This is a genomic window from Pontibacter pamirensis (genome assembly GCF_010015475.1).
In the GTDB taxonomy this organism is placed as follows: Bacteria; Bacteroidota; Bacteroidia; order Cytophagales; family Hymenobacteraceae; genus Pontibacter; species Pontibacter pamirensis.
In genome coordinates this window covers 1-11690 of sequence record NZ_SSNI01000037.1, presented here as the reverse complement: position 1 = coordinate 11690, position 11690 = coordinate 1, and the positions used below count along the sequence as shown (strand labels likewise).

The window sequence follows — 11690 nt, the reverse complement described above, 5'->3', positions numbered from 1 at the left end:
GTTTTGTATTAAGTTAGTTCTTAATAATACGCATGGTTTGGGTGCCGTACTCGCTGCTCACTTTCAGGTAATTGAGACCTTTGCTCAGGCGCACATTTCGGATGTCGATGCTCAGGCTACTGTTTTGGATGCTGTGGCTGTTTTTATACACCTCGTTTCCGTTTATGTCATAGAGCATTACCTCTACTGCACAGTCTGCTACTTTATCTGAAATGATGTTCAGGTAATCTGAGACCGGGTTCGGGTATACCACCAGCGAAAACAGTTCCTTCAGGTTAACCGCTCCAGGTGTAACTAGGCTGCCATCGCAGGAAGTTGCAGTGCCGTCTCCTAAAACAGCGCCCAAGGCAAGGTGCGCCGGAACCGCATTTTCTGATATACACAGGCTATGGCCTTTTCCTTCTTTACCAGTCGGGTTGTAATATACCTGCACTTTCGGATTGTTCGTATCACCGCAGCTAACATTCACCACACACACCTGCACTTCATCGGTAACAGAAACACCTCTTGAATCTGTCACCGTTAGGGTGTAGGTAGTTGATTCCTGCGGGCAAACCTCTATTGTCTGGCCTGTTTGGCCATTGCTCCAGGTATAGGTATAACCTGCCACACCGCCCGTAGCTGCACTGGCTGATAGCGTGGTGCAGGCTTCAGGAGCATAACCATAATATACTGTTTTATCAGCACCGGCATCCATCATAAGTGGCTCCGTAAACTCGAACCTTGTGAAAACCGGCAAGTGGTCGGACGTGGTGCTGGCGTAATTCTCAATCCAATTGAACGGTATGACTAATGAAGCAGAGCCCACCAGGTAATCATCGTACAATTCGTTACTGATGGTGATGTGGTCAATCACATTATCCCGCGCAATGAAAGAGCGGAGGCCGGCTTCACTTAATGTCGACGTAACCACTCTAAAGTCTTCCGCCTGCACAAAGTTGCTGTAAGTAGATGGTCCTCCACCAATCGATTCATCCACATCATCGTTGTAGTCACCTAACAGAATAATGTTGGCATCAGGATAATACTGTTCCAGGGTGTCTTTCAGCGCCTGCGTATCAAAACTTCTCCTGATGAGGTCGGCGCTGGCGGCGCCAGACTTTGCGTGAATGTTAATAAGTTGCACCCGCTCCGTTACACCTTCTACGGTAGCATCTACTGTAATCATGTACGGAAGCCTTCCGCTTGACCAGAAAGAAGAAGGAGAGGTAGGATACATATCCAGTGGGGTGCTGACACCTGAGCGGGCAGCATCATACAGTTCTTCAAAAATAACGCGCTCATCTACAAGCGTGATTACCTCTGTGTTATAGATAAAGCAAAGTTTCTGCTCAGGGAAGGTAGGATCTGGCCCGTTATAAGAATAAGAGAAGCGGTCGGAGCATACTTTGGCATAGCCTGGCAGCATGTCCACGAGTTGCTGCAGCAGGTTCTCATCTGATATTTCCTGCACGGCTATTACATCTGCATGCACACTGTCTATCAGGCGGGCAGCGTTCTGCAGCTGCAGTTGCACATCCGTTGGCCCGAAGGTAGGAATGGTAGAACCAAAGAATTCCATGTTCCAGGTCATGACGTCCAGCGTTCTCGAGATAGGAATCTCAGTTCCTGCAGGCTCATAAGGCGTGGTGCCCGGCAGGTCTTCGATAAAGCGCGGCAGCAGTTGCAGCGTACCTCTGAAGCTTCCGACCACACCTGTCATGTTCACGGTGTTATCCGGAACCTCACGGCCCACCAGGCTTTCCACGTCTCCGTCTATTCTTAGGTCTATGGTAGCGGTGCCATCTTTGATGGTGTAATTGCTCTCCGGAAAAAGCAGGCCCCTGATGTCAGTAAATGATGCATTCGGAATTGTCACCAGCTGGCCCTCCAGCGCACTGTTCAGCTCTGCAATAGTTACCTGCACAGGCGCTATAGGTTGCGTGGCCGCACCAAAGCTCTCCATATTGGTTACCTCTATTAACTGCACTTGCTGGTTAAAGGCCCCGATAGAAGCTGTTACCTGTATAGAGTCCCCGATGCTGAAGGCATCCTCGGCTTGTACCTGGTAATCGAACAGGGCGATACCACCCGTGCCGTCCTGGATAAAGGCAGGGCCTCCAAGCTGGTCAGTCGCAGTCAGGGTGCCGTTCACGATAACCGGTGTTCCCAAAGGTAGGCCGCGTGCTTCTGCGATGGTTACTTCCTGTGGCTCAACTGGCTCCGGGTTCGTCGTTCCGCCACCAAAGTCCTGGCTTGCATTTATTGCACCAAAGGTACTGTTGATTGGTTCGCTCCAGGTAAAGTCTTCATAAGTAAAACCAGTTCCGGTAAGCTGCAAAGAGTAGCCAATTGCAGTTGTGCTGGCTTCTTCCACTCCTATATTCGTACTTTCAAGACCGTCGGCAGGTCCACCGACAGCGGTAAACGTTCCTTCGTAACTTAAGAACTGCACTACCTCACCATCGGCGTTAACTAGGGCTACTCCATCCGGAGCTCCATTCTGTATGCCGTTAGCCGGATAGGTAACACTTACAAAGCCAAAGCCGTTGTTTTGGTCAGGAATAATGCCTGTAAGTCCGGTTGTGTTGTAAGGTGCACCGTTGTTACCATTATACAATACCAGACTCCATCCTGAAATGTCTGTACCTGCACGTCCGGCTACTTCAATAGCCTCACCAGTGTCTGCCCCATCATTATCATAGTGTATTTCGTTGATGAAGACAATGTCCTGCAAAGGCAAAAACACCTGTCCGTTGTTTACTGCACTATACGTTGCGGTATTTTCGGCAGCCCAGGTGAAATCCTCATAAGCTGAACCTGTACCTGTTAGCTGAAGTGAGAAACCAACCGGCGTGCTACCACCCTCTTCCACACCTATGTCTGTGCTGGTTAAGCCGGTGGCAGGACCGTTGGTAGCTGCAAAAGTCCCTTCATAACTCAGGAACTGTATGACATTTCCAGCGGCATCCACAAGGGCAACGCCATCCGGAGCTCCATTCTGCAAGCCACTAATAGGAAAGAAAATGGTCCCAAAACCTGCCTGCTGGTCCGGAATAGTCCCGGATAAGGTAAGGGTGCTATAAGCACCACCACCGTTGCCATTGTAAGGCACCAGTTGCCAGCCTGTCAGGTCAGTGCCAGCTAAACCAGCTACTTCTACACCCTCTCCTTCGTCAGTACCTGAATTATCGTAATGGATTTCGTTTATAAAAACGATGGTGGTAGATGGCTCAGGTTCTGGGTCTGGCTCTGGTTCAGGGTTAGTGCCACCGCCTTCTCCAAAGCTTTGGCCTGTGTTTACTGCTCCAAAAGTGTTTAAGGTCTCTGCAGCCCAGGTAAAGTCACTGTACGTACGGCCGGTCCCGGTTAACTGAAGTGAAAAGTCGGCAGGACCAGTACCTGGCTGGCTTACACCGATGTCAGTGCTGCTCATGCCATCAGCAGGACCACCTATTGCCGCAAAAGCTCCTTCATAACTCAGGAACTGCACCACGTTTCCGGCAGCATCAATAAGAGCTATACCATCTGGTGAACCATTCTGTATGCCTGCTACTGGGAAATAGAGTGTGCCAGCCCCATTGCTCTGGTCCGGGATGACACCAGTAAGCGCCTCGGTGTCATATGCCGCACCGTTGTTGCCGTTATAGAGCATAAGGCTCCAACCTGTGAGGTCTGTACCGGCAGGTCCGGCAACTTCAATGGCTTCATTAACGTCTGCGCTTGCGTTGTCATAATGGATTTCATTAATAAATACATCCTGGCCCAGCGCCTCGCTTGTCATTCCCAGACAAGCGAGTATGCCAAAGCCATACATACTTTGTAAAAGTTTTTTCATTTTGTAAGATTTGATAATACATAGAACAAGTACAAAATTAGCTACTATAGCTAATAACTTAGGATAGAAAGTATTATCTAATCTTTATTTATGGCGGTTCAGCAATAAAGCAAGGCCAAAGCTTCAAATAAGCATGTAAATGGGCATTATTTGCTTGTCAAGAGGTAGGCTGCATATTTTTAGTACCTTTGCATTGAAGTAACTCCACAGTGATAAAACTTCTTTTTTTATTATAATAATTATATTTAACACCTTTAACTTTCTCCTGCTTTCTTATCTGCTGGTCCTGAAAGCCAACACAGCTTCAACAGATTCCTCATCAGGCTTCAGGTACACTTACCGCTTTTTGAATTAACTCTCTACCTGCTATCCCTTAGAAGATTTTTCACCTGTTTCTCTAACTCCAGCCTGTTCTGGACAGTGCAGCTAACGTAGCGCTAATAGCTTTGAATACAAGAAACCCGGCTAATCAGGGTGATTAGCCGGGCTTCTATATGAGTTAGTTTATTCTATCTTAATTTGCTAAGGGAAAAGCATGAGCACCTATTTTGGTGGCATGAGGCTAATCAGATCAAGAACCTCAAGCTTCAAATCCGCCAGTAGTTCAAACGAAAGAGAAACCTGTTTGGGCTGAGGCATGACATGCTGTACACGAACCTCCTGAACTGCTCCCACTAGTTTATTGCCCTTCAGATCCAGTCCTGTTTCTAACATGCCGTTGGCTTTTAGCAGCTCTGCTGATATAATCTCGCTCAGGTTGACCCTTGCTTTTTTTATGATTTGATTATAGGCTACTTTATTGACCAGCACCTCTAAAGCCGTATTATAGAAACCGCTGGAGGTTTTGGCATCCATCGAAAACTTCCGGACAAACAGTTGCTGCGCCGCATTGTCGTAACCGAGTGTTGCCAGAACATATAAATCAACCTGATCCCGCTTCAGAACTGTTCGGAGAATTTTCAGTTTGATCCGGAGGATAACATCATTGTCACCTGTGCTGCTTCCTGCAAGTCCAACATCCAGTATCTGGGCGTATGGTGGTGTGTCTACACCTGCTTCTGGCCTGGGAATAAAGTCACCAACCATTTTTTTCTGCATTAGCCCTTCCAAAGCTGGGTATGAAACAGATACCGGCAGATGAATTTTAATAGCGTTCTCCATAGATATACCTACCCGTGTAGTTGTTTGTGAGGGAAAGATAAGGCTTCCTGCTGAATGCTTTCCTAAGTTTTATAGCAATATACTAATATTACCAAAAGTAGAAAAAAAAAGCCTCAAACAGTTGTTTGAGGCGTTAAAAGTGATCCCGCTGGGATTCGAACCCAGGACCCATACATTAAAAGTGTATTGCTCTACCAGCTGAGCTACAGAATCAGTACTAGTTCCCGTTATTTGGGAGTGCAAAGGTAGTTAATAATTTTTAACAGCCAAAAGTTATTTTCCGTTTTAGCTATAAATTCATCCTGCTTTCTCTTCAGCAAGAGTAGAAATAAAAAGCCTTTTCATTCAGAAAAGGCTTTTTATTTTATTTGTGATCCCGCTGGGATTCGAACCCAGGACCCATACATTAAAAGTGTATTGCTCTACCAGCTGAGCTACAGAATCTTTTTATTAACTTGCGTTTCTCAGGGCGTTTCCCTGAATTGCGATGCAAAACTAACAGCTAAGTTCTTAAATGCAAAACCTTTGGTTTAAAATATCTGCATTTTTAGTCATTTTTTTGACGTTTCTGGTTAAACCAGCTAACGCTCAAGCAGATAAAACAACACTGGCAACGGCAGATTCTTTGTTTCAAAAACAGCACTACACCGATGCTTTTGATTTATACGAGCAAATCTTACATGAGCAGTTGTATTCACCCCAGATGCTCCTGAAAATGGCTTACATCAAAGAAGGCCTGCACGACTATACCGGTGCTATGTATTACCTGCATCTTTTTTATACGAAAGAACCCAGCCGATCGGTACTGCGAAAGATGGAAGAACTAGCGCAGGCGCATCGTCTCCAGGGCTATGAGTACAACGACCTGCTGTTCTTCAAAACGCAGTTCAGTAAACACTATATGCGTATGCTGGAGCTTATGCTGCTCGCTGCCGTTGTCACGGCCACAGTCATGTTCTTCAAATGGCGCAAGGGTCACCGGTTCAGCAAAACCTTTCAAATCAGTTATACACTGTACTTGCTGTTTATACTCTACTATATTAACTTCCTGAACTTAGGGGATGCAGGTATCATCACGAAAAACCACGTAGCCATTATGTCGGCTCCCTCTGCAGGTGGCTCCTGGCTGGCTACGGCTACGGAAGGGCACAAAGTACCTATCAGAGGAGAGCAGGACATTTGGTACGAAATTGAATGGAAGGGCCAGAAAGCCTTTATCCGGAAAAGCAATCTGCTGGAGTTGCCTTAGTTCTTTTGGATGAAAGAAGAAGGACAAAGGACTACCTTAACAAACAGACAGACGCACATTCATTAACAACTCAGTACTTATTGTCAGAAGTGTAATTATGAGTTATAGAATAGGAAAAGCAGCCAATATGGCTGCTTTTCCTATTTTTAAATACTCTTTTATCCAAAATTCTTTGTCTTTCATCCTTTTTTCAGCGGCGAATCTTTCTCCTTCGCCATTACATTGAACACCAACTTATCGGTAAGGCCGGGTAGCCACTTGTTCAGGAATACCGTCAACTTTCCCTGGAAGGTCATCACCAGGTCGCGCTTGCGTTGTTGGGTGGCTTTCAGGATGCGTTCTGCTACTTCTTCTGCCGTCATCATGTCTCCCTCCTCCCGTGGCGACTCCCCCTGCTGGAGCCCGTCTGCTGCCAGCGCAGTGTTCCGAATATTGGAGGCCGTAAAACCCGGACATGCTACCATTACGTGCACCCCCTGGTGCAGCAATTCGGTGCGCAGTGTCTCCAGGAAACCGTGCATCGCAAACTTGGAAGCGGAGTAACCTGTGCGGGCAGGGAGCCCCCGGTAGCCGGCTATAGAAGAAATACCTATAATAGAGCCTTTGCCTGCTTTGATATAAGGCAGCGCATACTTTGTGCTGTATACAGTGCCCCAGAAGTTAATGTCCATCACTTTTCGAATAACATCCAGGTGCAGATCCTCAAAAAGGGCGCGCATCGAGATTCCTGCGTTGTTTACCAGCACATCCAAGCGACCGTACTTGTTCACAGCTTTCTGCACCATTTGCTCACACTGCTCCTCCACGCTCACATCTGCCTGCACAGGCAGGTTGTTGATGCCTGCCGCTGTTAGTTCCTGCGAAGTCTGCTGCAGGTTCTGAAGGTTACGCCCCGTAAAGACCACTTTTGCCCCTGCCCTGCCAAAAGCAAAGGCACAGGCCTTTCCAATACCGGACGTGCCGCCTGTGATTAATACTACCTTGTCTTTCATACTGATGAAATCACTTAATTAGAGTTACAAAGATAAAGGTTATTGTTGATAGCTTTTTGTTGATAGTTAGGTGATGGAACTACCGTAACTGGTATATCCTTCTAAAGCAATCCTATAGTTTTGAAGCCATCAGAAGATGGTTATACATCTCTGTTCAGATATCACAAAAAATTATTTAAAAAATGTTTTAAGTCCTAGCGGGACGACCTGTTGATGGACCAATGTCCTCAGAACGACTTTAGCTCCGGAGGAGCGGCCTGTACACATACCTCCAATAGGTCGCTCCTCTGGAGCTAAAAAATTCCATAAATTTTATATCTATCGACAGTTCGCTCCGCTGACACTTATGCGCAAGTTCAGCCACAAAAGGCGATTACCTCATTATCAGAACTACACTCCTGCCCTTTTCTCCTCTATTTTGATTAATTTTGCAGCATTGTGAGAAAACAGAAGAAAAATAAATTCGAGATACTCGAAAATATAAGAATCGAGGAGATGGTGGCGGAGGGTAAATGCCTGGCGCGCCATAACAACATGGTGATTTTTGTGGCCGGTGTGGCTCCCGGCGACGTGGTAGACCTGCGCGTTACCCGCAAAAAGAAAAGCTTTCTAGAGGCCGTGCCTGTTGCTTTCCGGGAGTACTCAGAGCTGCGCGTGGAACCTTTCTGTGAGCACTTCGGGGTATGCGGCGGCTGTAAGTGGCAACACATTGGCTACGACACACAGCTGCACTACAAGCAAAAGCAGGTGAAGGACAACCTGGAGCGCATCGGCAAAGTGGCGCTGCCGGAGTTTGGCCCTATCCTGGGTTCTGCCAAAACCAGGTACTACCGAAATAAGCTGGAATTTACGTTCTCCCCTAACGGTTGGCTTACAAACGAGCAGATAAAGTCAGTGGAAGAGTTCGACCGCAATGCGCTGGGCTTCCACATACCAGGCCGCTTCGATAAGATCCTGGACATACAGCACTGCTACCTGCAGCCGGACCCGTCGAATGCCATTCGCCTGGAAGTGCGCCGGTATGGCCGGGAGCATGGGCTGGAGTTCTTTGATGTGGTGAAGCAGGCAGGCTTCCTGCGCAACCTCATCATCCGGACAGCCAATACCGGAGAACTGATGGTTATTTTGCAGGTTTTCCGAAATGACCGGGAGGCGATTCTGGGAATTATGGAGCACCTGAAGGTGACTTTTCCGGAAATTACCTCGCTGCAGTATGTGGTGAATTCCAAAGGCAATGAGACTTACCACGACCTGGAGGTAGTGTGCTACCATGGTTTGCCTTATATACACGAGGAGATGGAGGGTATTCAATTCCGTGTGGGGCCAAAGTCTTTTTATCAGACCAATGCAGACCAGGCGTATGAACTTTACAAACTGACAAGGGAGCTTGCAGGCTTGACAGGAGACGAACTGGTGTATGACCTCTATACCGGCGCCGGAACGATTGCGAATTTTGTGGCCCGACAGTGTCGTGAGGTAATCGGTATTGAGTATGTGCCGAGTGCAATAGAAGACGCCAAAATTAACTCCCAGATCAACAACATCACCAATACCACGTTTTATGCAGGAGACATGAAAGATATTCTTTCCGATGAACTGGTGGAGCGCCATGGACGCCCTAATGTCGTGATTACGGACCCACCACGTGCCGGCATGCACGAGGATGTGATAGCAAAGCTATTGCAGGTGCACCCAGGGCGCATTGTGTATGTAAGCTGTAACCCAGCCACACAAGCCCGTGACCTTGAGTTGCTCTCTCCAAAGTACAAGGTGGCGCGCGTGCAACCTGTAGACATGTTTCCGCAAACGCACCACGTTGAAAATATTGTATTGTTAACCGCTAAATAAAAACGCGTATCACGAAGCACGTAACAAGTAGCACGACGATACTTTCGCTTGACTGAAAGACTTCTGACAGAAAACTACAGGAAAAGGTATGAAAGTCTTTTGATACATAATCCTTAACCCTAAAGTCGAACTACCTGATACAAGTATTGAGCTACGTGATAAAAGCTACCTGATACGCAGAAAGAAATATGGAAAACGATCCGGAATTAAATGGTAAATACCTTGGCACCATCTCCAAAGATTTTGTAGTGGTGGCCGAGACGCTGAAAGAAGCATCATACCAGGTGCGTAAACGCAAAATATCAGAGTACCCGATTTTCGTGTTCAGCCGCACACAGGTGCCGGTGGGCTCTGTCTTCCTGGCAAAAGAGGAAGCGGCGCTTGAGTGGCACATCAATGCCTCTTACTTAGAAGACTTCGTGCAGCGGCAGCTGGTCATGCCTGATAAAGTGGACGATTTTAAAGCCGCCTATAAAGACCCTGATGAATACTGCTGCCTCTTCGTGGTAGACGAAGACTTCCAGAACTTCGTGTTTATCCCTTTTCCGGAGGATTAGTTTGAAGACGAAGGACTACTGGACAAAGGAGGAAGGAAGGAAGGAAGGAAGGATACAAGACAAAGAACATTATTTTAACGAAGGCATACGCTAAATCTTCATGTAGCAGAATAGCAGTAGTCTGTAGTGTGATGCTAGTGTTGTTGTCCTGTTACAAGAACTGTAAAACAAGAAAAGCAGCCACACTGGCTGCTTTTCTTGTTTTTGAGAAGTCTTTAGTACTTTGTCAAACAGTCCTTTATCTTTCAATCCTTAAAAATGACTCCAGCCCTGCGCCTTTAGCGGGAAAGCCTGCCCGTGCTTGTTGGCAATGTTCACGCCCTCGCTGGCTTCTGTTATTTTGCCGATGATGGTGATGTCGGGGTGATTCTTCACTTTGTCATGGTCAGTTAGTGGTATAGTAAAGAGCAATTCGTAGTCTTCACCGCCGTTCATGATGCACGTAATTGGGTCGAGGTTAAACTCCACAGCCGTCTCCAGCATCTGCCCATCGGCAGGCAGGTTGTCTTTGTAAACCGTAGCGCCCACTCCCGACTGGCTGCAGATGTGCATCAGTTCAGAGGCTAAGCCATCCGAAATATCTATCATGGAAGTAGGTTTAACACCCAGCTCCTTCAGCTCATACACCACATCCATACGGGCCTCTGGCCGCAACTGGCGGCCCACGATGTATTGCTTGTTCTCCAGTTCCGGCTGCATGTCGGGGTTGGCCATAAACGCCTGCTTCTCCCGCTCCAGCACCTGAAGTCCTAAGTAAGCCGCACCTAAATCGCCTGTCACACACACAAGGTCGTTCACCTGGGCACCGCTGCGCAGCACGGCTTCTCCTTTGGCTACCTCCCCTATCGCTGTCACGCTAATCACCAGCCCCGCTCTGGACGAGGTGGTATCGCCGCCAATTAAGTCTACTTTATAGTTTTCACAGGCCAGGCGAATGCCCTCGTACAGTTCTTCCACGGCTTCCACGGTAAAGCGTGCGCCTAAACCAATATTCACTGTAATCTGGGTTGGCTTTGCATTCATGGCCGCAATATCAGACACATTCACTGCCACAGCCTTATAGCCCAGGTGCTTCAGCGGGCAGAACGTCAAATCGAAATGCACCCCTTCCAGCAGCATATCGCTTGTCACCACCAGTTGCTTCTCCTGCGGCTCCAGCACGGCGGCATCGTCGCCGATGCCTTTCACTGAAGACGCATTTTGTAACTCAAACTTCTCTTTTATTCGCTTAATCAAGCCAAACTCACCGAGTTCGCTAAGCGGGGTATAGTCACTCATAATATTATCTCTTTTGGATGTGCAAAGATACGGAAATTGAGGCAAGAAGTAATTTGGTGTTGTTTACAGGATTTGCACCTCTGTAAGTTAGCCAGTTGTTTTGTGAAGTCAATTGCTTTAGTTGCCGCTTTTGCTACAGTTCATAATTTGCGGTACTGGGTCCAACCACCACTGCCCCTCATTTTCTAAGGAGGGGAGTTTTACTTACTGAAGCTACTGCTGATTTCCTGTAGCATGGCATCATGATTTTCGAACACCTCCTTATTCTTAAAGCGCAGCACCTTCATGCCTAAGCTTTTAAGTGCTTGGTCCCGTTTCTCATCAAAGTATTCAGCATTAGAGTTTAGGTGAACCTGGCCGTCAAGTTCAATGGCTATTCTTTCAGATGGGCAGTAGAAGTCTAGAATATAATTTCCAATACTATGTTGTCTCCTGAATTTGCGACCTAAAAGCTGGCCCTCCTTTAGGTATTTCCAAAGTTCCGCCTCATCGGGTGTTAAACTACCTCTCAGTTCTCTTCGATTCTCTTTTAAGTATTTCCTGTTATGCAGCGCCATAATCTATTATACTAATTTACCTCTATTAGGTGTATAAACTGGATGAAGGCTGCAATAAACGAGAGCAGTCTGAATCAGGAACAGCAGGCTCCCCTGCCCCTCCGAGGCTACGATTAGGACACAAATTTCTGCGCGAGCATCCACCCATCGAAGATTTTACAGAATTCCATGTATCCGCGGTGGAGGGTGATAACACCTGCTCTCTTTTCATGTGGCTTCCATCCTCCCAGC

Annotated in this window: 8 protein-coding genes and 2 tRNA genes; 3 read left to right on the top strand and 7 right to left on the bottom strand. The window is 47.3% G+C overall.

Features of this window, described 5'->3' with window-relative positions:
* Window positions 1–13: 13 nt before the first annotated feature.
* From E1919_RS21830 to E1919_RS21815, 4 genes are all read right to left on the bottom strand, one after another.
* Entirely contained in the window at window positions 14–3817 is a 3804-nt protein-coding gene (locus E1919_RS21830; RefSeq protein WP_162055541.1) for a DUF5689 domain-containing protein, read from the bottom strand.
* Window positions 3818–4360: 543 nt separating this feature from the next.
* Window positions 4361–4978: a DUF4403 family protein gene (locus tag E1919_RS21825; RefSeq protein WP_162055540.1), complete on the bottom strand. Its 618-nt coding sequence runs from the start codon at window positions 4976–4978 to the stop codon at window positions 4361–4363.
* Between the two features lie 140 nt (window positions 4979–5118).
* Window positions 5119–5191: transfer RNA gene (locus tag E1919_RS21820), tRNA-Lys, on the bottom strand.
* A gap of 158 nt (window positions 5192–5349) precedes the next feature.
* A tRNA-Lys gene (locus E1919_RS21815) sits at window positions 5350–5422 on the bottom strand.
* Between the two features lie 181 nt (window positions 5423–5603).
* On the opposite strand from E1919_RS21815, the gene E1919_RS21810 reads away from it, so the two are divergent.
* A complete protein-coding gene (locus E1919_RS21810) occupies window positions 5604–6227 on the top strand; it encodes an SH3 domain-containing protein (RefSeq protein ID WP_237144751.1) in 624 nt (207 codons plus the stop codon).
* Between the two features lie 179 nt (window positions 6228–6406).
* Here the strand turns inward: E1919_RS21810 and E1919_RS21805 are convergent, their stop codons facing one another.
* On the bottom strand, window positions 6407–7219 hold the full coding sequence (locus E1919_RS21805; RefSeq protein ID WP_162055538.1) for an SDR family oxidoreductase: 813 nt from the start codon (window positions 7217–7219) through the stop codon (window positions 6407–6409).
* 438 nt (window positions 7220–7657) lie between these two features.
* On the opposite strand from E1919_RS21805, the gene rlmD reads away from it, so the two are divergent.
* Together rlmD and E1919_RS21795 are read left to right on the top strand one after the other, a co-directional pair.
* Window positions 7658–9067 carry a 23S rRNA (uracil(1939)-C(5))-methyltransferase RlmD gene (gene rlmD, locus E1919_RS21800; RefSeq protein ID WP_162055537.1) on the top strand — a complete coding sequence of 470 codons (1410 nt, stop codon included), beginning with the start codon at window positions 7658–7660 and terminating at the stop codon, window positions 9065–9067.
* 188 nt (window positions 9068–9255) lie between these two features.
* A complete protein-coding gene (locus tag E1919_RS21795) occupies window positions 9256–9624 on the top strand; it encodes a hypothetical protein (RefSeq protein WP_115564926.1) in 369 nt (122 codons plus the stop codon).
* 252 nt (window positions 9625–9876) lie between these two features.
* Here the strand turns inward: E1919_RS21795 and thiL are convergent, their stop codons facing one another.
* Together thiL and E1919_RS21785 are read right to left on the bottom strand one after the other, a co-directional pair.
* Window positions 9877–10902 carry a thiamine-phosphate kinase gene (gene thiL, locus E1919_RS21790; protein ID WP_162055536.1) on the bottom strand — a complete coding sequence of 342 codons (1026 nt, stop codon included), beginning with the start codon at window positions 10900–10902 and terminating at the stop codon, window positions 9877–9879.
* Window positions 10903–11102: 200 nt separating this feature from the next.
* Window positions 11103–11459 (bottom strand): endonuclease domain-containing protein, encoded by a 357-nt coding sequence (locus E1919_RS21785; RefSeq protein WP_162055535.1) that lies wholly within the window; start codon window positions 11457–11459, stop codon window positions 11103–11105.
* Window positions 11460–11690 lie beyond the last annotated feature (231 nt).